The 22,157-nt window shown below is 69.6% G+C and carries 20 protein-coding genes and 1 riboswitch; of the genes, 16 read left to right on the forward strand and 4 right to left on the reverse strand.

Annotated features, from left to right (window positions below; all coding sequences use genetic code 11):
* The first annotated feature begins 243 nt into the window (after positions 1–243).
* From ctaC to EOT10_RS12180, 4 genes are all read left to right on the forward strand, one after another.
* A complete protein-coding gene (gene ctaC, locus EOT10_RS12165; protein WP_127828135.1) occupies positions 244–1,203 on the forward strand; it encodes an aa3-type cytochrome oxidase subunit II in 960 nt (319 codons plus the stop codon).
* Entirely contained in the window at positions 1,200–2,945 is a 1,746-nt protein-coding gene (gene ctaD, locus EOT10_RS12170; protein WP_127828136.1) for an aa3-type cytochrome oxidase subunit I, read from the forward strand. The genes ctaC and ctaD overlap by 4 nt, the downstream gene beginning before the upstream one ends.
* Entirely contained in the window at positions 2,942–3,340 is a 399-nt protein-coding gene (locus EOT10_RS12175; protein ID WP_127828137.1) for a cytochrome c oxidase subunit 4, read from the forward strand. Before ctaD ends, EOT10_RS12175 begins: the two co-directional genes overlap by 4 nt.
* Positions 3,341–3,470: 130 nt before the next feature.
* Positions 3,471–4,727, forward strand: a complete 1,257-nt coding sequence (locus EOT10_RS12180; RefSeq protein ID WP_127828138.1) for a L,D-transpeptidase — start codon at positions 3,471–3,473, stop codon at positions 4,725–4,727.
* An 80-nt stretch (positions 4,728–4,807) separates the two neighbouring features.
* Here the strand turns inward: EOT10_RS12180 and EOT10_RS12185 are convergent, their stop codons facing one another.
* Positions 4,808–5,209 carry a DNA-binding transcriptional response regulator gene (locus EOT10_RS12185; RefSeq protein ID WP_127828139.1) on the reverse strand — a complete coding sequence of 134 codons (402 nt, stop codon included), beginning with the start codon at positions 5,207–5,209 and terminating at the stop codon, positions 4,808–4,810.
* A 187-nt stretch (positions 5,210–5,396) separates the two neighbouring features.
* Here EOT10_RS12185 and ctaE point away from each other — a divergent pair, with 187 nt between their 5' ends.
* From ctaE to EOT10_RS12215, 6 genes are all read left to right on the forward strand, one after another.
* Positions 5,397–6,017: an aa3-type cytochrome oxidase subunit III gene (ctaE, locus tag EOT10_RS12190; RefSeq protein ID WP_127828140.1), complete on the forward strand. Its 621-nt coding sequence runs from the start codon at positions 5,397–5,399 to the stop codon at positions 6,015–6,017.
* A 74-nt stretch (positions 6,018–6,091) separates the two neighbouring features.
* On the forward strand, positions 6,092–6,901 hold the full coding sequence (qcrC, locus tag EOT10_RS12195) for a cytochrome bc1 complex diheme cytochrome c subunit (RefSeq protein ID WP_127828141.1): 810 nt from the start codon (positions 6,092–6,094) through the stop codon (positions 6,899–6,901).
* Positions 6,898–7,956, forward strand: a complete 1,059-nt coding sequence (gene qcrA / locus EOT10_RS12200) for a cytochrome bc1 complex Rieske iron-sulfur subunit (protein ID WP_127828142.1) — start codon at positions 6,898–6,900, stop codon at positions 7,954–7,956. The genes qcrC and qcrA overlap by 4 nt, the downstream gene beginning before the upstream one ends.
* Complete coding sequence (qcrB, locus tag EOT10_RS12205) at positions 7,953–9,590, forward strand: cytochrome bc1 complex cytochrome b subunit (protein WP_127828143.1); 1,638 nt, start codon at positions 7,953–7,955, stop codon at positions 9,588–9,590. Before qcrA ends, qcrB begins: the two co-directional genes overlap by 4 nt.
* 135 nt (positions 9,591–9,725) lie before the next feature.
* Positions 9,726–10,790: an anthranilate phosphoribosyltransferase gene (gene trpD, locus EOT10_RS12210; RefSeq protein ID WP_127828144.1), complete on the forward strand. Its 1,065-nt coding sequence runs from the start codon at positions 9,726–9,728 to the stop codon at positions 10,788–10,790.
* An 84-nt stretch (positions 10,791–10,874) separates the two neighbouring features.
* Positions 10,875–10,992: riboswitch (SAM riboswitch) on the forward strand.
* A gap of 164 nt (positions 10,993–11,156) precedes the next feature.
* Positions 11,157–12,518, forward strand: a complete 1,362-nt coding sequence (locus EOT10_RS12215; protein ID WP_127828145.1) for an aminotransferase class V-fold PLP-dependent enzyme — start codon at positions 11,157–11,159, stop codon at positions 12,516–12,518.
* Positions 12,519–12,584: 66 nt separating this feature from the next.
* Here EOT10_RS12215 and EOT10_RS12220 read toward each other — a convergent pair whose 3' ends face one another.
* Together EOT10_RS12220 and EOT10_RS12225 are read right to left on the reverse strand one after the other, a co-directional pair.
* A complete protein-coding gene (locus EOT10_RS12220; RefSeq protein ID WP_127828146.1) occupies positions 12,585–12,866 on the reverse strand; it encodes an Lrp/AsnC family transcriptional regulator in 282 nt (93 codons plus the stop codon).
* Positions 12,863–13,609: a rhomboid family intramembrane serine protease gene (locus EOT10_RS12225; RefSeq protein ID WP_127828147.1), complete on the reverse strand. Its 747-nt coding sequence runs from the start codon at positions 13,607–13,609 to the stop codon at positions 12,863–12,865. Before EOT10_RS12225 ends, EOT10_RS12220 begins: the two co-directional genes overlap by 4 nt.
* A gap of 156 nt (positions 13,610–13,765) precedes the next feature.
* Here EOT10_RS12225 and EOT10_RS12230 point away from each other — a divergent pair, with 156 nt between their 5' ends.
* The 5 genes from EOT10_RS12230 to EOT10_RS12250 all read left to right on the forward strand — a co-directional run bounded on the left by EOT10_RS12230 (position 13,766) and on the right by EOT10_RS12250 (position 19,467).
* Positions 13,766–14,005 carry a hypothetical protein gene (locus EOT10_RS12230; protein WP_100592168.1) on the forward strand — a complete coding sequence of 80 codons (240 nt, stop codon included), beginning with the start codon at positions 13,766–13,768 and terminating at the stop codon, positions 14,003–14,005.
* Positions 14,006–14,046: 41 nt separating this feature from the next.
* Entirely contained in the window at positions 14,047–15,396 is a 1,350-nt protein-coding gene (locus EOT10_RS12235) for an NYN domain-containing protein (protein WP_127828148.1), read from the forward strand.
* Positions 15,397–15,733: 337 nt separating this feature from the next.
* On the forward strand, positions 15,734–16,765 hold the full coding sequence (locus EOT10_RS12240; RefSeq protein ID WP_127828149.1) for a C40 family peptidase: 1,032 nt from the start codon (positions 15,734–15,736) through the stop codon (positions 16,763–16,765).
* Positions 16,766–17,161: 396 nt separating this feature from the next.
* Entirely contained in the window at positions 17,162–18,205 is a 1,044-nt protein-coding gene (locus tag EOT10_RS12245) for a C40 family peptidase (RefSeq protein WP_127828150.1), read from the forward strand.
* A 53-nt stretch (positions 18,206–18,258) separates the two neighbouring features.
* The gene (locus EOT10_RS12250) at positions 18,259–19,467 is read left to right on the forward strand and encodes a hypothetical protein (protein ID WP_189491464.1); all 1,209 of its coding nucleotides are present in this window, start codon (positions 18,259–18,261) and stop codon (positions 19,465–19,467) included.
* A 10-nt stretch (positions 19,468–19,477) separates the two neighbouring features.
* Here the strand turns inward: EOT10_RS12250 and EOT10_RS12255 are convergent, their stop codons facing one another.
* Positions 19,478–20,713 (reverse strand): glycosyltransferase 87 family protein, encoded by a 1,236-nt coding sequence (locus tag EOT10_RS12255; protein ID WP_223280937.1) that lies wholly within the window; start codon positions 20,711–20,713, stop codon positions 19,478–19,480.
* A 78-nt stretch (positions 20,714–20,791) separates the two neighbouring features.
* On the opposite strand from EOT10_RS12255, the gene EOT10_RS12260 reads away from it, so the two are divergent.
* Positions 20,792–21,943 (forward strand): glycosyltransferase family 4 protein, encoded by a 1,152-nt coding sequence (locus tag EOT10_RS12260; RefSeq protein ID WP_127828152.1) that lies wholly within the window; start codon positions 20,792–20,794, stop codon positions 21,941–21,943.
* The last annotated feature ends 214 nt before the right edge of the window (positions 21,944–22,157 follow it).

Raw genomic sequence — 22,157 nt, forward strand, 5'->3', positions numbered from 1 at the left:
CCCGCGGCTGCCGCCTACCCTCCGATTCCCCGTCAGATCCCCCCGGAACGGCAAGTTCCACCACTTCTGAGTGACCCGCGGCGCGTTAGGCACCCTCCCCGCGCGACCCCAAATAGCGTCCAGTAGGGTTTGGTCCGCATAAACATCCAAACCCCTGCCCGTGTGCCAGGGCGGCGAGCGACCAGCGAGATGGCGGCCGTAGCCAACCAAAGAGCGCGGGCGAGACTCTCGGGAAGGCGCTACGTGAGTCCCAACGGCTCCGACCGCTCGTCGCGGCGCCCGATGCGGCGGAAGCTGCCGCAGGTGCTGACTGCGGGCCTGATCCTGGTAACCGCTACTGGTTGCACATACAAAGACTTTCCTCGTCTTGGTATGCCGACCCCGGTTACGGAAGAAGCCCCCAGGATCCTCTCCCTCTGGCAGGGCTCGTGGGCGGCAGCGCTCGCCACGGGTGTCCTTGTCTGGGGCCTGATCCTGTGGAGCGTCATCTTCCACCGGCGCAGCCGCACCAAGATCGAGGTACCAACGCAGACGCGGTACAACATGCCGCTCGAGGCGCTGTACACGGTGGTACCGCTCATCATCGTCTCGGTCCTCTTCTACTTCGTGGCACGAGACGAGTCGAAGCTCCTCAACATCTCCGCCAAGCCGGCCCACACCATCAACGTGGTCGGCTATCAGTGGAGCTGGGGCTTCAACTACGTCGAGAACGTGCCCGGCTCCACGGGTGACGCGAAGACCTCGAAGGAACTGGCCGGTATTCCGGACCGCTTCGTCGAGGACTTCCCGGCGAACGCCGGCGGTGTCTACGAGGCCGGTACGCCGGCGTCGAAGAACCCGCAGACCGGCAACCCCGGTCCGACCCTCTGGCTCCCCAAGGGTGAGAAGGTCCGGTTCGTCCTGACCTCGCGCGACGTCATCCACGACTTCTGGGTGGTGCCGTTCCTCATGAAGCAGGACGTCATCCCGGGCCACACCAACGCCTTCGAGGTGACCCCCAACAAGGAGGGCACCTTCCTGGGCAAGTGCGCCGAACTCTGCGGTGTCGACCACTCGCGCATGCTGTTCAACGTGAAGGTCGTCTCTCCTGAGCGCTACCAGCAGCACCTCAAGGACCTCGCGAAGAAGGGGCAGACCGGTTACATCCCGTCCGGCATCGCGCAGACGAGCCACGAGAAGAACCGGGAGACGAACAACCTGTGAGCATCCTCAATGAACCTCAGGGCGCCGGTGCCGCAGGCGCCGCGCGCGAAGAGGGCTATGAGAACGAGCTGCCGGTCCGGCGCAAGCAGCCGGGCAACGTCGTCATCAAGTGGCTGACCACCACTGACCACAAGACGATCGGCACGCTCTACCTGGTCACGTCGTTCGCGTTCTTCTGCATCGGCGGAATCATGGCGCTCTTCATGCGCGCCGAACTCGCTCGTCCCGGCAACCAGATCATGTCGAACGAGCAGTTCAACCAGGCGTTCACGATGCACGGCACGATCATGCTGCTGATGTTCGCGACGCCGCTGTTCGCCGGATTCGCGAACTGGATCATGCCGCTGCAGATCGGCGCGCCCGACGTGGCGTTCCCGCGGCTGAACATGTTCGCGTACTGGCTGTACCTCTTCGGCTCGCTCATCGCGGTCGGCGGCTTCCTCACCCCGCAGGGTGCGGCCGACTTCGGCTGGTTCGCCTACAGCCCGCTGTCGGACGCCGTCCGCTCGCCGGGCATCGGCGCCGACATGTGGATCATGGGTCTGGCCTTCTCCGGCTTCGGCACGATCCTCGGCTCGGTCAACTTCATCACCACGATCATCTGCATGCGCGCTCCCGGCATGACGATGTTCCGTATGCCGATCTTCGTGTGGAACGTGCTGCTGACCGGTGTGCTGGTCCTGCTGGCCTTCCCGGTCCTGGCCGCCGCGCTGTTCGCCCTGGAGGCGGACCGCAAGTTCGGTGCCCATGTGTTCGACGCGACCAACGGCGGAGCGTTGCTCTGGCAACACCTCTTCTGGTTCTTCGGACACCCAGAGGTGTACATCATCGCCCTGCCATTCTTCGGAATCATTTCCGAAGTGATTCCGGTGTTCTCGAGAAAGCCGATGTTCGGTTACTCGGGCCTCATCGGCGCGACGATCGCGATCGCCGGTCTCTCCGTGACCGTGTGGGCGCACCACATGTACGTCACCGGTGGCGTGCTGCTCCCGTTCTTCTCCTTCATGACGTTCCTCATCGCCGTACCGACAGGCGTGAAGTTCTTCAACTGGATCGGAACGATGTGGAAGGGCTCGCTGTCCTTCGAGACACCGATGCTCTGGGCGGTCGGCTTCCTGATCACCTTCACCTTCGGTGGTCTGACCGGCGTCATCCTGGCGGCCCCGCCGCTGGACTTCCACATCTCGGACTCGTACTTCGTCGTGGCCCACTTCCACTACGTGGTGTTCGGCACCGTCGTGTTCGCGATGTTCGCCGGATTCCACTTCTGGTGGCCGAAGTTCACGGGCAAGATGCTCGACGAGCGGCTCGGCAAGATCACGTTCTGGACGCTGTTCATCGGCTTCCACGGCACGTTCCTGGTGCAGCACTGGCTGGGCGTCGAGGGCATGCCGCGTCGTTACGCGGACTACCTCGCGGCCGACGGCTTCACCGCGCTGAACACGATCTCGACGATCTCCTCGTTCCTGCTCGGTCTGTCGATCCTGCCGTTCCTCTACAACGTGTGGAAGACGGCGAAGTACGGCAAGAAGATCGAGGTCGACGACCCGTGGGGCTACGGCCGTTCGCTCGAATGGGCGACGTCCTGCCCGCCGCCGCGGCACAACTTCCTCACCCTGCCGCGTATCCGCAGTGAATCCCCGGCGTTCGACCTGCACCACCCGGAGATCGCCGCCCTGGACCAGCTCCAGAACGGCCACGGGGACAAGGCTCTCGCTGGTGGCAAGGAGGCCGGCAAGTGAAGATCCAGGGCAAGATGTTCATCTGGCTGAGCATCTTCGTGCTCGCCATGGCGATCGTCTACGGCGTGTGGTCGAAGGAGCCCGCCGGTACGACGGCGCTGTTCCTGGCCTTCGGCCTGTGCATCATGATCGGCTACTACCTGGCCTTCACGGCCCGGCGGGTCGACGTGGGTGCGCAGGACAACAAGGAGGCCGATGTCGCGGACGACGCCGGCGAGGTGGGCTTCTTCAGCCCGCACAGCTGGCAGCCGCTCTCCCTGGCCATCGGTGGTGCGCTCGCCTTCATGGGCGTCATCTTCGGCTGGTGGCTGATGTACTTCTCGGCCCCGATCATCCTGATCGGCCTGTGGGGCTGGGTCTTCGAGTACTACCGCGGTGAGAACCGGACCCAGTAGGGCCGGACCACCACCGAAGGGCCCGGACACTCCTGATGGAGCGTCCGGGCCCTTTCGCATGCGCAGCACACGATGCCTCGGACGGACCACTCGACGCGCCGAGAAGAGCGAAGGTTCATACGGTGAGCTCATGAGCCACTCACCGAGAATCCGCACGGTAATGGGCTGCACCCTGCTGGTGGCCGCACTCGGTGCGAGCGCCACGGCCTGCGGCAGCTCCAGCCACCCGCTCGCCGAGAAGCCCTACGACGCGGCCGACCAGATCGAGGTCAGCGGGCCGGCCGAAGGCAAGAAGGCCGACCCCGACAAGCCCTTGGAAGTGACCTCGGAGGACGACGGGAGCCGTATCACCGACGTGACGGCCACCGACGGCATAGGCCGCTATGTCGCGGGCGAACTGTCCGCCGACGGAAGCCGCTGGCACAGCACCGCCCCGCTGGCCGCAGACGCCCATTACACGGTGCGCGTCAGTACCGAGGACGAGGACGGGGCACCCGGCCGGAAGGTCCTCACCTTCGACACGGCGAAGCCCGACAAGAACAAGGCCCTGAAGGTCACCTTCGGCCCCGACGCTGGCACGTACGGCGTCGGCCAGCCCATCACCGCCGAACTCAGCGCCCCCGTCAAGGACAAGGCCGCCCGGGCCATAGTCGAGCGGGCCCTGAAGGTCGACTCCCAGCCCGCCGTGAACGGCTCCTGGACCTGGGTGGACGACAAGCACCTGCACTACCGCCCCGAGGAGTACTGGCCCGCCCACGCCACCGTGGAGGCGCACAGCAACCTGGCGGGCATCAAGGTGACCGACCGCCTCTGGGGAGGCGCCGCGAAGTCCCTGCGCCTCACCATCGGCGACCGCATAGAAGCGATCACCGACGCGGGCTCGCACTCGATGACGGTCTACCGCAACGGCGAGGAGATCAACCAGATACCCGTCACCACCGGCAAGCCGGGCTTCGAGACCCGCAACGGCGTCAAGGTCGTGCTCGGCAAGGAGTACTTCGTACGGATGCGCAGTACCAGCATCGGCATAGCCGCCGGCTCCTCGGACTCGTACGACCTGCCCGTCTACTACGCCACCCGGGTGACCTGGAGCGGCGAATACGTGCACGCCGCGCCCTGGTCCACGGGCTCACAGGGCTCCGCGAACGTCAGCCACGGCTGCACCGGCATGAGCACCAGCAACGCCGAATGGTTCTTCAACACCGTCCGTGCGGGCGACATAGTCAAGGTCGTCAACAGCAACGGCGCGCAGATGGACCCCTTCGGCAACGGCTTCGGCGACTGGAACCTGAACTGGCAGAGCTGGGAGAAGGGCAGCGCCATCCAGGCCACCACCCCGAGCGGCCACAGCACCGCCGAACAGGCCCGGCTCAGCCCGGAGGTGTGAGACTTCTGACTCCGGACCGACACCGGACGGGGCGGCCCACAGCACCGCTGTGGGCCGCCCCGTCCGCGTACCGAGGGCTCTCAGGCCTCCACGGCGAGGCGGGAGCGCAGCACGGACGCCAGCGCGTCCGCGAACTCGACCGGGTCGACCGGCAGGGTCACCGCGGCCTCCGCGCGGCTCCAGGTGGCCAGCCAGGCGTCCTGCGGGCGCCCGATAAGGAGCAGCACCGGCGGGCAGTGGAAGATCTCGTCCTTGATCTGCCGGCACACGCCCATCCCGCCCGCGGGAACGGCCTCGCCGTCCAGGACGCAGACGTCGACGCCGCCCCGGTCCAGCTCCTTGAGGACCGCCGGGAGCGTCGCGCACTCGACGAACTCGACCTCGGGGACGTCGGCGGCGGGCCGGCGCCCGGTCGCGAGGCGGACCTGTTCGCGGGTGCGTGCGTTGTCGCTGTAGACCAGGACCGTCGCGGTCGACTGCATCGTTCCTCCGAGACTTCGGCGTCTTTGACTCATCAAGGTGGGGAAGCGTTGCGCGGAGCCTACTCCTCCCGACACCCCGTCAACACCGGTTCGGACACCCCTCCGATGGGCCATACGGGCTGGACACACCCCACAGACACTCCGAACGGCACCCCCCGGGGTGAGCGCGAGATAAGCGACCGACATAATGTCGGTCGTGGCGACAGCAACGACAGTAGAAACCGGGCACGCGCACCCGTCGGTCAATCGGCCGAACCTCACCAGCGTCGGAACCATCATCTGGCTGAGTTCCGAGCTGATGTTCTTCGCGGCCCTCTTCGCGATGTACTTCACCCTGCGATCGGTGACCGGGCCAGATCACTGGAAGACGATGGCCGAGTCGCTGAACGTTCCGTTCTCAGCGACGAACACCACGATCCTGGTGCTCTCCTCACTCACCTGCCAGCTCGGCGTTTTCGCCGCCGAGCGCGGGGATGTGAAGAAGCTCAGGACATGGTTCATCGTCACCTTCATCATGGGTGCGATCTTCATCGGCGGTCAGATCTTCGAGTACACCGAGCTGGTCAAGAAGGACGGTCTCTCGCTGTCCTCCGACCCGTACGGCTCGGTGTTCTACCTGACGACTGGCTTCCATGGACTGCACGTGACAGGTGGCCTCATCGCCTTCCTGTTCGTCCTCGGCCGTACCTACGCGGCGAGGAAGTTCACCCATGAGCAGGCGACCGCGGCCATCGTCGTGTCCTATTACTGGCACTTCGTCGATGTCGTCTGGATCGGCCTTTTCGCCACGATCTACTTGATCAAGTAGCGGGCGCGTCACTTCCGACGCACCGACTCATCCAGCAAGCACCGACGCAGAAGATCCTGACACCGGGGTAATCCGTGAAAAAGCTCTCCGCACGACGACGCCATCCGCTGGCGGCGGTCGTCGTCCTACTCCTCGCGCTGGCGGCCACCGGGGGGCTGTACGCCGCGTTCGCACCCGCGAGCAAGGCGCAGGCCGACGAAACCGCCCAGTCCCTCGCCATCGACGAGGGCAAGAAGCTCTACGCCGTTGGCTGCGCCAGTTGCCACGGCACCGGCGGTCAGGGCAGCACTGACGGGCCGCCGCTTACGGGCGTGGGCGCCGCGGCCGTCGACTTCCAGGTCGGCACCGGGCGCATGCCCGCGCAGCAGCCGGGCGCGCAGATCCCGAAGAAGAAGGTCATCTACTCGCAGGCCGAGATCGACCAGCTCGCGGCGTACGTCGCCTCGCTCGGCGCCGGTCCGTCCATCCCGACGAAGAACCAGGTCAGCCCGGAGGGTGCGGACATCGCCAACGGTGGCGAGCTGTTCCGTACCAACTGCGCGCAGTGCCACAACTTCACCGGTGAGGGCGGCGCGCTGACGCACGGCAAGTTCGCACCGAGCCTGGAGGGCGTGAGCCCGAAGCACGTCTACGAGGCCATGCAGACGGGCCCGCAGAACATGCCGTCCTTCCCCGACACGACGATGCCGGAGAAGAACAAGAAGGACATCATCGCGTACATCGACGCGGTCAACGGCGACAAGACCACGAGCCCCGGCGGTCTGAAGCTCGGCGGGCTCGGCCCCGTCAGTGAGGGCCTGTTCGCCTGGATCTTCGGTCTCGGCGCGCTCGTCGCCGTCGCCGTCTGGGTCGCCGCTCGGACCGCAAAGGCCAAGAAGTCATGAGTAGCCAAGAGATTCCAGAAGAGAACCTGCCCAGCGCGCAGGACGCCGACCAGCCGCACGGTTCGGTCGCGGTGAAGGACGATCCCTTCGCCGACCCGGGGCTGCCGCCCCACGAGCACCGGATCCAGGACATCGACGAGCGGGCCGCCAAGCGCTCCGAGCGCGTGGTCGCCTTCCTGTTCGTGCTCTCGATGCTCTCCACGATCGCCTTCATCGCCGCGTTCGTGGCGATCAAGCCCGGCAAGAGCATCTACGTCTTCCCGATCGGTCACATCAGCGCGCTGAACTTCGCGCTCGGCATGACCCTCGGTCTGGCGCTGTTCTGCATCGGCGCGGGCGCGGTCCACTGGGCCCGCACCCTGATGTCCGACGTGGAGGTCGCCGACGAGCGGCACGCGATCGAGGCCGAGCCCGCCGTCAAGGCGAAGGTTCTCGCGGACTTCAAGCAGGGCGCCCAGGAGTCGCAGTTCGGCCGCCGCAAGCTGATCCGCAACACGCTGTTCGGCGCGGTCGCGATGGTCCCGCTCTCCGGCATCGTCCTCCTCCGCGACCTCGGTCCGCTGCCGGAGGACAAGCTCCGGCACACCGCGTGGAAGGCGGGCAAGCTCCTCGTCAACGTGAACACGAACGAGCCGCTGCGTCCCTCGGACATCGCGGTCGGCTCGCTCACCTTCGCCAAGCCCGAGGGCGTGGAGGAGCACGACGAGGACTTCCAGCAGGTCATGGGCAAGGCCGCCCTGATGCTCGTCCGGATCCAGCCGGAGGACATCAAGGACAAGCAGGAGCTTGCCTGGGGCCACGAAGGCATCGTCGCGTACTCGAAGGTCTGCACCCACGTGGGCTGCCCGATCTCCCTGTACGAGCAGCAGACGCACCACGTGCTCTGCCCCTGTCACCAGTCCACCTTCGACCTCTCCGACGGCGCCCGCGTCATCTTCGGTCCCGCCGGCCACGCGCTGCCGCAGCTGCGTATCGGCGTGAGCGCTGAGGGCTACCTGCAGGCGCTCGGCGACTTCGCGGAGCCCGTCGGTCCTGCCTTCTGGGAGCGCGGATGAGCACTACGACCAGCAACGACGCGCCCTCGCGCGGGAAGGCGCCCGCCGGTGAGCGGGTAGCCGACTGGGCGGACGGCCGGCTCGGGATCTACTCCCTGGCCAAGGCCAACATGCGCAAGATCTTCCCGGACCACTGGTCCTTCATGCTCGGTGAGATCTGCCTCTACAGCTTCATCATCATCATCCTCACGGGTGTGTACCTGACGCTGTTCTTCCACCCGTCGATGAACGAGGTGACGTACCACGGCAGCTATGTCCCGCTCCAGGGGCAGCTGATGTCGGAGGCGTTCAACTCGACCATGCACATCTCCTTCGATGTGCGCGGTGGTCTGCTGATCCGCCAGATCCACCACTGGGCGGCGCTGATCTTCCTCGCCGGCATGTTCGTGCACATGATGCGCGTGTTCTTCACGGGTGCGTTCCGCAAGCCCCGTGAGGTCAACTGGCTGTTCGGCTTCCTGCTGTTCGTCCTGGGCATGTTCACCGGCTTCACCGGTTACTCGCTCCCGGACGACCTGCTCTCCGGCACCGGTGTCCGCTTCATGGAGGGCGCGGTCCTGTCCGTGCCGATCGTCGGCACGTACCTGTCGTTCTTCCTCTTCGGCGGCGAGTTCCCGGGCGGCGACTTCGTCGCGCGGTTCTACTCGGTCCACATCCTGCTGCTGCCGGGCATCATGCTCGGCCTCGTGGTCGCTCACCTGATCCTGGTCTTCTACCACAAGCACACGCAGTTCGCGGGCCCCGGCAAGACGAACAAGAACGTCGTCGGCATGCCGCTCCTGCCGGTCTACATGGCCAAGGCGGGTGGCTTCTTCTTCCTGGTCTTCGGTGTCATCGCGGTCATCGCCGCGATCGCGTCGATCAACCCGATCTGGGCCATCGGCCCGTACCGGATCGACCAGGTCTCCACCGGCGCCCAGCCCGACTGGTACATGGGCTTCTCCGAGGGCCTGATCCGCTTCATGCCGGGCTGGGAGATCAACCTGTGGGGTCACACGCTCGTCCTGGGTGTGTTCATCCCACTGATCATCTTCCCGCTCGTCCTGGTGGCCATCGCGGTCTACCCGTTCATCGAGTCCTGGGTCACCGGCGACAAGAACGAGCACCACATCCTGGACCGCCCGCGCAACCGTCCGGCCCGGACCGCGTTCGGCGCCGCCTGGATCAGCTGGTACTTCGTCCTGCTCGTCGGTGGTGGTAACGACCTCTGGGCCACGCACTTCCACCTGTCGATCAACGCGATCACCTGGTTCGTGCGCATCAGCTTCTTCGTCGTGCCGGTCCTGGTGTTCGTCGCCACGAAGCGGATCTGCCTCGGCCTCCAGCGCCGGGACAAGGACAAGGTGCTGCACGGACGCGAGTCCGGCATCATCAAGCGCCTGCCGCACGGCGAGTTCATCGAGGTCCACGAGCCGCTCGACTCCGAGGCCCTGCACACCCTCACCGCGCACGAGCAGTACGCGCCGCTCGAGATCGGCCCGACGGTCGACGAGAACGGTGTGGAGCGCAAGGTGTCCGGTACGCAGAAGCTGCGGGCGAAGCTGTCCGAGGGCATGTACGGCGAGGACAGCCAGATCCCCAAGCCCACCGTCGAGGAGTACAAGGAGATCACCAGCGGCCACGGCCACCACTGATCACCTGAACTGACCGACTGACCCAGCGGTCGCCACGGCGAGAGCCCCGTCCAGTGCCTGGACGGGGCTCTTTGCCGTCCCGGGGCTGGATAGGGTGGAGGGGTTCCCATCGACACCGAAAACCAGGAGCGGCAGATGAGTGCTGTGACCCCCGCAGGAGGCAACACCGCGGCGGGCCGTTCCTGGCCCCAGGTACTGAACGGCCTGCTCGACGGACGTGACCAGAGCGCCGACGACACCGCGTGGGCGATGGACCGGATCATGCGCGGCGAGGCCACCGACGCGCAGATCGCCGGGTTCGCGGTGGCTCTGCGGGCCAAGGGCGAGACCGTGGAGGAGATCTCCGGTCTCGTACGGGCCATGTACGAACACGCGAACGTGATCGACGTACCCGGCGACACCGTCGACATCGTCGGTACGGGCGGCGACGGCGCCAAGACGGTCAACATCTCCACGATGTCCGCGATCGTCATCGCCGGCGCGGGCGCCAAGGTCGTCAAGCACGGCAACCGTGCCGCGTCGTCGGCGTCCGGCGCCTCGGACGTCCTGGAGAAGCTCGGCGTCAATCTGGAGCTCACGCCGGCCCGCGTCGCCGAGGTCGCGGAGGAAGCGGGGATCACCTTCTGCTTCGCCGTGAAGTTCCACCCGGCGCTGCGGTACGTGGCGGCCGCCCGCAGCCAGCTGGGGATCCGGACGACGTTCAACTTCCTCGGCCCCCTGACCAACCCGGCCAGGGTGCGCGCCCAGGCCGTCGGCGTCGCCGACGCGCGGATGGCGCCCATCGTGGCCGGCGTCTTCGCCGAGCGCGGCCACTCGTCCCTGGTCTTCCGCGGCGACGACGGCCTGGACGAGCTGACGACGACGGCGACCTCCCGGATCTGGGTGGTGCGCGACGGCGCCGTGCGCGAGGAGGCCTTCGACCCGCGGGACGTCGGCATCGACCTGGTGCCGGTGTCCGCGCTGCGGGGCGCCGACGCGTCCTACAACGCGGAGGTCGCGCGGCGGCTCCTGGACGGGGAGACCGGTCCGGTGCGGGACGCGGTACTCCTGAACTCGGCGGCCGCGCTCGTCGCTCTGACGCCCGGTGAGGGGCCTCTGGCGGGCCAGATCAGGGCCGCCATGGACCGCGCCGCTCAGTCGATCGACTCGGGTGCGGCGAAGCGGGCCCTGGAGCGCTGGGTGGCGGCCTCCAACGCGTGACGCCGAGGGCGCGGCCGGGCTGTCGTCTCACAGCCTGGACCGCGCCCTCGCCGTTCCCGCGTCGTGTGGCAGGATGCTCTCCAAGGTCATGAGTGACAGCGATCGAGGCCCCAGCCCGCTGTCCGGCAACCCTCCGTCCGTGGCGGGGTGCCCTGGGTGAAGACCAGGCAGTGCACAGCAAGGTGCACTGCAAGCGCGGACCCCTGCATACCCTGGGGTCCTGGTCCTCAAGGGAGCAGTCTCGTGAGCAAGCGAATGCGATAGGGCGTATGGGCCCCGCCTCCGCACCCCCTTTTTCTCTTCAGCCGTGCCGTTGAGCTGTCCGCTCCGCACGGTCACTTCGCTTACCTCTCACGGGAGTTCGCCATGTCTGTCTCCACCGCTGCCGCCGACCAGTCGCTTTGCACCCCCCTGCCCGTTCTCGGCCGGGATGTCACCGTTCCGCTCGTCACCGGTGGCGAGGTCACCTACGCCGCCCTCGACTACGCGGCCAGCGCCCCGGCGCTCCAGCGGGTCTGGGACGACGTGGCGGCCTACGCGCCGTACTACGGCAGCGTCCACCGCGGGGCCGGCTACCTCTCGCAGCTGTCGACCGACCTCTTCGAGAACTCCCGGGTGACCGTCGCCGAGTTCCTCGGCTGCCGCGAGGACGACCAGGTGATCTTCACCCGGTCCACCACCGACTCGCTCAACCTGCTCGCCGCCGTACTCCCCGCCGACTGTCAGGTCTTCGTCTTCGAGACCGAGCACCACGCCTCGCTCCTGCCGTGGCGCGACGCCCGGGTGACCTACCTGAACGCGCCCCGCACCCACGAAGAGGCCGTCCAGACCCTGGAGCGCGCCCTCGCCGACCGCGACCCCCACGGGCCCGCCCTGGTGTGTGTCACCGGCGCCTCGAACGTCACCGGCGAGCTGTGGCCGGTCCGTGAGCTGGCCGCCGCGGCCCACGCGCACGGCGCCCGTATCGTCCTCGACGCCGCGCAGCTCGCCCCGCACCACCCGGTGGACATCCAGGACCTCGACGTCGACTGGGTCGCCTTCTCCGGGCACAAGCTGTACGCGCCCTTCGGCTCCGGTGTCCTCGCGGGGCGTGCCGACTGGCTCCAGGGTGCCGAGCCCTACCTCGCGGGCGGCGGCGCCTCCCGCAAGGTCGCCCGCCGCGCCGACGGCGGGGTGGACGTCGAGTGGCACGACAGCGCGGCCCGCCACGAGGCCGGTTCGCCGAACGTCATCGGCGTCTACTCCATCGCCTCCGCCTGCAAGGCGCTCACCGAGGCCGGCTTCGACTCGCTCGTCGCCCGTGAGGAGTACCTGATCGGCAAGGTCCGCGAGGGTCTCGCGGCCGTGCCCGAGGTGAAGGTGCTCTCGCTGTTCGGCGACGACGCCCCGCGTGTCGGTGTCCTCTCCTTCGTCGTCGAGGGCTGGAACAGCTCCCACTTCGCCGCCGCGCTCTCCGCCGAGTACGGCATCGGCGTGCGCGACGGGCTCTTCTGCGCCCACCCCCTCGTCCGCACCCTGCTTGGCAGCGACCCGCAGACGCAGGGTGAGTGCGGGGCGCCCGAGGCGGCGCCCGGCGAGAAGTCGCTGAACGCGATCCGCGTGAGCTTTGGTGCGGGTACGCCGGACGAGCACGTGGAGCGCTTCGTGCGCGCCGTCACCGAGCTGGTCCGACAGGGCGCGCGCTGGAACTACCGCACCGAGGGCGGGCGTTGCGTCCCCGCGGTGTGATCCGCCCGCCTCGCCGGACATGACGAAGGCCGCCCCTCGGGGCGGCCTTCGGTCGTCACGGGGCCGCTAGTTGTCGAGCCCGATCGCGAACGCCGCCTCCAGGTCGTGCTGGGAGTACGTGCGGAACGCGACGTGCGTGTCCGTGGCCTCCACGCCCGCGATCTTGCTGATCTTCCCGGGGATGACGTCCGCGAGGTCGTCGTGGCGCGCGACGCGCACCATGGCGATCAGGTCGTACGTGCCGGTCACGGAGAAGACCTCGCTGACGCTGTCCAGGGCGGCGATCGACTCGGCGATCTCGGGGATCCGGTCCACGCTGGTCTTGATGAGCACGATCGCGGTGATCACGGCTGGCTGTCTCCCTCGGTGGCCGTGGCTGGGACTTGTTTCACTGTAGCCCGCCCTCTGTAGCGCACCCACGCGTAGAGGAACCCGACGGAGAACCCGACCAGGTGTGCCAGATACGCCACCCCCGGCCCCCGGCTGCCCTGCCCCGCCGCCGCCCACTGGAGCGCCACCCAGAACGGCAGCACCACCCAGGCGGGAAACCGCAGCGGCAGGAAGAACAGGAACGGGAACAGGCTCGTCACGCGCGCCCCCGGGAAGAGGTACAGGAACGCCCCGAGCACCGCCGAGATCGCCCCTGACGCGCCCACCAGGGTCTGCTCGGAGCCGGCGTGCGCGATCGCGTAGCCGAGGAGCGCCACGCAGCCGGAGAGCACGTAGAACAACGCGAACTGGACGTGGCCCATCCGTTCCTCGACCATCGCGCCGAAGACGTACAGGAACAGCATGTTGCCCAGCAGGTGGAGCCAGCTGCCGTGGACGAACAGGGCCGTGACGGTGGTGAGGGCCGCGCGCGGGGAGCCGGTGAGGAGCTGGGCCGGGATCACGCCCCAGTGCTCGAAGTAGTCGCTCTGCGCGGCGAGCAGCCGGTCGCCCGTGCCGTAGACGGGGTTGAGTCCGGACCCGGGGGAGAGTACGAAGGCCGCGCAGCACAGCACGATCAGTCCGTACGTCACCGGTGCCGGCTGGTCCCTGACGGCCGACCTGACCGTTCTGCCCAGCGCCGCACCCCAATTGTCGATCATGCGACAGAGCATGACGTAACGGGGCACACCTGCACAGACGGCCTGCCGTTGTTCCCCACTGTGGACGCCCGAGCGGGGGGTCCCCGGCAGGCCGTAGGGTTACGGGCACCACGCACCACGGAAAACGTACGACCCTGAAAGAAGGCGACAGCCCCGATGACGGTTCCCCTGCCGACCGCCGAGACCCGTTGGCGCTGCACTCTCTGCGGCAACCTCACGCGATTCGACGTGACCCGCTCGTCGAAGGTCGTCGAATACGTCCACCTCGACCTGGCCGGTGACCCGAAGGTCGAGGAACGCGAGGTGGTCAGTGAGACCATCGAGTCGGTGCGCTGCCGCTGGTGCAACGCGGTGGACCAGGTCGAACTCGTGGACAGGCCGGGTGCCGGCTCCTGAGCGGAGCCGGACCCCCAGGAATACGGACATTGGGGTGACGGATGGTGGAGAGCGCAGGCGGGGAGGCCGGGGACGGCGCCGCTGAGGTGCTCGACCGGCCGTTGCCCGAAGGCGTGCGGCGCCGGGTCGTGCAGATCGTCTCGGACGGCTTCGGCGGGCTCACGGTCGCCGAACTGCCGTCCCAGCTGAGGCAGTACGCGCGCTTCACCCCGACGCGGCGCGCCAAGTTCGCCGGCAACGCGATGGCGGCCGCCGTCGAGGGCGACACGCTGTTCCGTCAGCGCATCGCCGAACGCCTCAGAGAGGCCCAGCCGGAGCTCGCCGGCGCCCTGGACTCCGGGGCGCCGCCGCCCGCCGCCGACCCGCTCGACGTGGCCGCCGCGGCCTATGTGCTGCGGCCCGCGGGCTGGGTGAAGCTCGTGGCGGCCGCCGGCGAGGAGGCCGTGCGGGCCGACGCCGAGCGCGCCGACGAGGAGGCGCGGGCCGAGCTGGAGCGGCTGCGCGCCGAGGTCGAGGCCGCCCACGACCAGACCAGGGCCGAGAAGGAACGGCTGCGCGTGGAGCTGGAGTCGGCGAAGAAGGAGGCCGAGTCCCTGCACCGCAAGCTGCGCAGCGCGCTGAGCGATGTCAAGCGCGGCGAGGCGGCCCTGCGCAAGGCCCGCGGCGAGACCGAGGCCGTGCGCGCCGAGACCCACACGCAGCTGTCCGCCGCCGACAGCGAGGCGCGGCGGCTCAAGGCCCGGCTCGGCGAGACGGAAGCCGCCCTCGAGGCGTCCCGCAAGGCGGCGCGCGAGGGCCGCAGCGTCGAGGACATGCGCGTACGGCTGCTGCTCGACACCGTCCTCGAGGCCGCGCAGGGGCTGCGCCGTGAGCTGGCGCTGCCGCCCGTGTCGGTGCGCCCCGCCGAGACGGTGGACGCCGTCGAGCCCGGGCGGATGTCACCCAAGGACATCGCGGCCCGTGCCCTGTCCGAGCACGACCCCGCCATCCTGGACCAGCTCCTCGCCCTGCCGCAGGCCCACCTCGTGGTCGACGGCTACAACGTCACCAAGACCGGCTATCCCACGATGCCGCTGGAGAAGCAGCGGCTGCGGCTGCTCGGGTCGCTCTCCCAGCTCGCCGCGCAGACCGGCGCCGAGGTGACCTGTGTCTTCGACGGGGCCGAACTGGCCGCGCCCGTCCTGCTCGCGCCGCCGCGCGGGGTGCGCGTGCTGTTCTCCAAGGCGGGCGTCACGGCCGACGAGCTGATCCGTCAGCTGGTGCGTGCCGAACCGCCCGGCCGGCCCGTGGTGGTCGTCTCCACGGACCGCGAGGTGGCCGACGGGGTCGCCAAGGCGGGCGCGCGCCCCGTCGCGTCCGTGATGCTCCTCAAGCGCCTCTCGCACAGTTGACGGTCGGCTGACGTTCAGCCGGCGTTCCGGTCCGCGGGTTCTGCACCTTCGTCACATTGGCAACGTAGGTCCCATACGTAACTTCTGGTTTCGATGCCCGAATTGGTGGATCGTTTACGCAACGTAGTGTCAAACGGGCATTACTGCACGTGAGTTGAGTGCAAAGAATGCGCTCGGTGACCGAGTTTTTTCTCGTCAGGATTTGAACTGATCACAAGAAGGTCACTAAGGTCGCCTCGAACCTCCGCTCGGGTGATCACTCATCGGGAGTGACGGCAGAGGGTCACCGCCCACCGGCGTGTCGGTAGGCGGCTGGAGGAAGAAGGAGCTCGCCCCCGTGGCGTCCCACCGTCGACCCAAGCAGCCGAGCCGCACCCGCGTGACCGTGCTCACCGCAACCGCCGCCGCAGCCGTGGCCCTCACGTCGCAGGCCGCGCAGGCCGCGCCGAAGCCGAGCAAGAGCGAGGTCAAGGCCAAGGTCGACAAGCTCTACGAAGAGGCGGGCCTGGCCACCGATCACTACAACGGGGCCAAGGAGAAGCAGAAGAAGCTCGAGAAGGAGATCGGCGACCTCCAGGACAAGGTCGCCCGCGGCCAGGAGGAGCTCAACACCCTGCGCACCGGCATCGGTTCGATGGCCAGCGCGCAGTACCGCTCCGGCGGCATCGACCCCTCCGTCCAGCTCTTCCTCTCCGCCGACCCGGACAACTTCCTGGACAAGGCCTCCACGCTCGACCAGCTCAGCGGTCAGCAGGTCGAGGCCCTGAAGAAGATCCAGGAGAAGCAGCGCGTCCTTGCGCAGGAGCGCCAGGAGGCCGCCGACAAGCTCAAGGACCTCGCCGACACCCGCACGGAACTCGGCAAGAAGAAGCAGCAGGTCCAGAGCAAGCTCAGCGCCGCGCAGAAGCTCCTCAACTCCCTGACCGCCGCCGAGCGCCGGAAGATGGCCGCCGACGACGCCCGCGCCAGCCGCTCCGCCAGCGCCCGCGTCGACCTGGGCAACGAGGTCCCGGCCTCCCAGCGCGGCGCCGCCGCCCTGAACGCGGCCGCCACCCAGCTCGGCAAGCCGTACGTCTCCGGCGGCACCGGCCCCAACTCCTACGACTGCTCCGGGCTGACCCAGTTCGCCTACGGACAGGCCGGTGTGGGCATAACCCGGACCACGTACACGCAGCAGAACGACGGAACGAAGATCGGCATGAGCCAGCTCAAGCCCGGCGACCTGGTCTTCTTCAACAACCTCGCGCACGTGGGCCTGTACGCCGGCAACGGCCAGGTGCTGCACGCCCCGCACCCCGGCGCCGTCGTGCGCTACGAGTCGATGAGCACCGTCGGTTCGTTCATGTTCGGCGTCCGCATCGCCGGCTGACAGCGGCGCGCGAAAACGCGCCCGTTCGGGCGAATTCCGACAGTCCCGCTGACTTCGTGCCCCGGCATTGACCTGCGTCGATGCCGGGGCGCAGCCATTTCCCGTGCACCGCCGTCCGCTGCGCTGCGTGATAGCTTCCGCGCTGTCCGTCAGCGAGAGCTGCCGTACCTACCGCCGGACGGGCGGGAAGTGACGCCTGTGGAGGCCCGTGTAAGACCCGGAATCGGGCAGGGGCCCGTGAAGCAGGAACCCGCCGGAAGCGGCCCGCGACGTGGGCTCGCAGACCGGATCCCCGCCCTCGGGCCGGGGCGGACGTCAATGTCGCCCCGCATTCCGGAGCCCTGCCGCCCGTCCGGGCGGTGGGGGCGGGGGGACGGGAAAGGAGAGCCGCTACCCGTGGGGTCCCATCGCCGTCCCGCACAGTCCGGCCTCGACCGGAGCGCGCGCGGCTCCACCGTCTACATCCTGTCGGCCCTGACGGCCACCACCGCCGCCGGACTCGCCGCGGCCCCCGCGGGCGCCGCGCCACAGGACCGTCCGTCCGGCACCAGGGCCGAGGTCGACCGCCTCTTCGAGCAGGCCGAGAAGGCCACCGAGGCGTTCAACCAGGCCGGGGAGCACGCCGACAAGCTGCGCGACGACCTGGCCGACCTCCAGGACAGCGTGGCGCGGGGGCAGGAGCGCATCAACACCATGCGCGGCGCCCTCGGTTCGCTCGCCGGCGCCCAGTACCGCTCCGGCGGCATCGACCCCTCCCTCGCCCTGCTCCTGTCGTCCGACCCGGACAACTACCTCGACAAGGCGTCCGTCCTCGACCGCCTCACCACCCGCCAGGCCGGCGAACTCACGGCGTTGCAGCGGGCGCAGCGCGACCTGTCCCAGGAACGTGCCGAGGCCGCCCGCAAGCTCGTCGACCTGGAGCGGACCCGCAAGGCCGTCGCCCGGCACAAGCGGACCGTCGAGGACAAGCTCGCCAGGGCCCGCCGCCTGCTCGACGCCCTGCCTCCCGGGCAGCGCGCGGCCTACGACCGTGCCTCGCGCGGCGGCGGGCGCGACGGCATCCCCGACCTGTCGGGCGTCGGTGAGGCCTCGTCCGGACGGGCCGCCGCCGCGGTGGCCGCCGCCATGTCGGCGCTCGGCAAGCCGTACGTCTGGGGCGCCAACGGACCCTCCGGGTTCGACTGTTCGGGCCTCATGCAGTGGTCGTACGCGCGGGCCGGCGTGGGGCTGCCGCGGACCTCGCAGGAGCAGCGGTACGCGGGCCGCCGGATCCCCCTCTCCGAGGCGCGGCCCGGCGACCTCGTCGCCTACCGCTCGGACGCCAGCCACATCGGCATGTACGTGGGCAACGGCCAGGTCATCCACGCCCCCTATCCGGGCGCGCCCGTGCGCTACGACCCGGTGGGCATGATGCCGGTCTCGTCCGTGACCCGGGTCTGAGCGGCCCTGGTGCGACGGGCGGACGGCGCGCGGGGCCCCGTACGATCGGGAGGATGGCTGGTCGTCGGCGTGGTGCGGGTGGGGCGCGGTCCTGTGCTGCCCTGCTGTGCCTGAGCGGTCTGCTCGCCGGGCTCGTCGGCTGCGGCGGCGGAACCGCCCAGGACACCGCGCGGGCCGACGTGCAGCGCACCCTCGACCGCAGGGCCCACGCCGTACTCGCCGGGGACGCGGCCGCGTACCGGGACACCGGGAGCGCTCAGGCCGCGGTCCCGGCCGACCTCGCGGACGTCCCGCTGGCGTCCTGGACGTACCGGCTCACCCGCCTCGACCGCTCGGGCGGCCGCGCCACGGCCGACGCGGACCTCGACTACCGGATCAGCGGCTACGACAGCGCCCCGGTCGTCTCCTCCCGCACCCTGAAACTCGAACTGCGCGGCGCGCACTGGTACGTCACCTCCGACCGGCCCGCCCCGAAGGCCGGCCAGCAGCTCTGGGAGCAGGGCAGGGTCGTCGTCGAGCGGGGCGCGCACAGCCTGGTGCTCGGCGTGGGGAGACCGCGCAGCGCGCTGCGCCAGTACGCGGACCTCGCCGACAAGGCCGTACCCGCCGTACAGGACGCCTGGGGGTCCGGCTGGGCCCGGCGCGTCGTCGTCCTCGTCCCGAAGTCCCTGGACGGCATGGGCGGCCTGCTCGGGGCCCCCGCCGCCGGGTACCGGGGGATCGCCGCGGTGACGACCGGTGAGGCGGGCTCCGGGGGCCGGACACCGGCCGACCGGATCATCGTGAACCCGGACGCGTACGGCGCGCTCGGCTCCTTCGGCAAGCAGGTCGTCCTCACGCACGAGACCACCCACGTCGCCACCCGCTCCGCGACCTCGCAGGCGACCCCGCTGTGGCTGTCCGAGGGGTACGCGGACTGGGCCGGCTACCGGGGCACCGGCCGCTCCGCCGTACAGGCCGCGCCGGAACTGGAGCGCGCGGTGCGGCTCGGCCGGCTGCCCGCCGCACTCCCCGCCGACGCGGACTTCGGCTTCTCCGGCGACGCGGGCCGCCTCGCGCAGGCGTACGAGGGCGGGTGGCTGGCCTGCCGGATGATCGCCGACCGCTGGGGCGAGGCGAAGCTCAACGCCTTCTATCGCGCCGTCGGAAAGCACAAGGAGCGGGCCGGGGCCGTCGCGAAGGCGCTGCAGAGCGTCCTCGGGACGACCGAGGAGAAGTTCACGGCGGACTGGCGGGATTACCTGCGGGCCCAGCTGGGCTGACCGGCCGCCGTCAGGACGCGAGCAGGCTCTGGTCCCGGGCCGCCTGAGAGGGCAGCCTGGACCCATGGCGCGGCTCGGTCACCGTCTGCCGCCACAGGGACCGAGCGGCGATGAGCGCCGCCGCGACCAGCAGCCCGTTGCGTACGAGGAGCAGCGTGAGGCCCAGGGCGTCGCTGGTCACGACGTGCACGAAGCCGAGCGGGAACTCCAGGAACGTCACGAGGGAGGCCGCCAGGACCAGATGGGCGGGCAGCGCCATCCGGCTGCCGGCGAACACCGTCGACACGGCGGCCAGACCGATCAGCCACACCAGGTACTGGGGGCTGATCACCCGGCTCGTCGTCGTGAACAGGAGCACCGCGACGAACGCCGCGTCCGCGAGCGTGCCGGGCGCCCAGGCCCGCGCCCGCAGCCGCCACACAAGGAGCCAGCCCGCCGCGAGCAGCGTCAGCACCTGCGCCGCCCCGCTCACGACGTCCACCCCGGCGCCGAGAAATTCCATCGAGCCGTAGTGCAGGCCGACGGAACCCCGCCAGCCGAACTGCCGCGCCACATGGAACACCAGTGCCCCCAGCGACTCGACCTCCGTGCCCCGGTCGCGCTGGAAGGTCAGGAAGGCGAGCGCACCCGGCATCGCCGCCGCGAACACGAGGACGAGACCGCCCGCGGTGAGGGCCGCACTGCCCCAGGAGACCCGCGTGACGCGACCGCGGCGCGTCCCGAGCAGCAGAAGCGCGGGCCACACCTTCAGCAGCGCGCCCAGCCCCGCCAGCGCCCCCATGACGCGCGGATGCCGGGTCCCGGCAAGCAGCGCGGCCACCGCGACCGCCGTGACCATGACGTCGTAGCGGGCGTACGAGGTCGGGCCGAGCAGCGGCAGGCCCGCCACCCACACCCACGCCCCGCGGAGCGACCTGCCGGGCCGCCCGCCCGCGTGCACGAGCAGCCCGAACGTGAGCGCGTCGGCGAGCAGGGCCAGCACGAAGAAGGCCGTGGCGTACGGGAGGAACGGCAGGAGGGCGGGGGAGAGGATCGCGCCCGCGGCGGCCGGCGGGTACTGCCAGGTGACGTCGTCCAGCGGGAACGTGCCCGTGCGCAGCACCTCGTACCAGCCGCGGTAGATCACCGAGACGTCGCTCGTCACGTCGGGACCCGGGACCGTGATCACCTTCAGGACACTCAGGAGGAGCAGCGTCCTGGTCGCGGTCCACACCAGCACGGCACGGCCCGGGATTCTCGGCATCATTCGGGCCATGATGCCGGGCGGAGCTGTGGAGGGGCCGTGAAGCACGCCCCACCGGCGCGTTCGGTACTGTCGGCGGCGATGCACAAGACAAACAAGACGTTGCTCGTGACCAACGACTTCCCGCCCAGGCCCGGCGGCATCCAGGCGTTCCTGCACAACATGGCGCTCCGTCTGGACCCCGAGCAGCTCGTCGTCTACGCGTCCACCTGGAAGCGCACCCGCGAGGGTGTCGAGGCGACGGCGGCGTTCGACGCCGAGCAGCCCTTCACCGTGGTCCGCGACCGCACGACGATGCTGCTGCCCACGCCCCGCGTCACCCGGCGCGCGGCGGGCCTGCTCCAGGAGCACGGCTGTACGTCGGTGTGGTTCGGCGCCGCCGCCCCGCTCGGCCTGATGGCACCGGCGCTGCGCAGGGCCGGCGCCCGGCGGATCGTGGCCACCACACACGGGCACGAGGCGGGCTGGGCCCAACTGCCCGCCGCCCGCACGCTGTTGCGCCGCATCGGCGAGTCCACGGACACGATCACGTATCTCGGCGAGTACACGCGGTCGCGGATAGCCGCCGCGCTGACGCCCGAGGCGGCGGGGCGCATGGTGCAGCTGCCGCCGGGCGTGGACGAGAAGACGTTCCACCCCGGGTCAGGGGGCGATCTTGTGCGGGAGCGGCTCGGTCTCACCGACCGGCCCGTCGTCGTGTGCGTCTCGCGGCTCGTGCCGCGCAAGGGGCAGGACACGCTGATCCGGGCGATGCCGCGCATCCTCGCGGCGGTCCCTGACGCGGTCCTGCTGGTGGTGGGCGGCGGCCCCTACGAGAAGGACCTGCGGCGGCTCGCCGCGGAGACGGGCGTCGCCGGTTCGGTGCGGTTCACCGGGGCCGTGCCGTGGTCGGAGCTGCCCGCGCACTACGGGGCGGGCGACGTGTTCGCCATGCCGTGCCGGACCCGGCGGGGCGGGCTCGACGTCGAGGGCCTCGGCATCGTGTACCTGGAGGCGTCCGCCACGGGCCTGCCGGTGGTGGCCGGGGACTCCGGCGGCGCGCCCGACGCGGTCCTCGACGGCGAGACGGGCTGGGTCGTCAGGGGCTCCGACCCGGACGACTCCGCGGACCGCATCGTGACGCTCCTCGGCGACGCGGAGCTGCGCCGCAGGATGGGGGAACGGGGGCGCGAGTGGGTCGAGGAGAAGTGGCGCTGGGACTTGCTGGCGGAGAAGCTGCGGGGGCTGCTGTAGGGAGGATCTTTTCCCCGAGCCCGCCCCTTCCCGAACTGGGCTCCGCCCCCGACCCCGGTCCTCAAACTCCCCCAGACTCCGTCCGGGGGACCCCCACGGGCTGGAAAACCAGCCCGTCCGGCGTTTGAGGACAAGGGACGCGGGGGTGCGGGGGCTGCTGTAGGCGTCGAGCTGCGGGTTGTCGTGGGCTGAGCGCGCAGTTCCCCGCGCCCCT

Origin of the sequence: Streptomyces antnestii, from assembly GCF_004005495.1 — a bacterium.
Classification (GTDB): Bacteria; Actinomycetota; Actinomycetes; order Streptomycetales; family Streptomycetaceae; genus Streptomyces; species Streptomyces antnestii.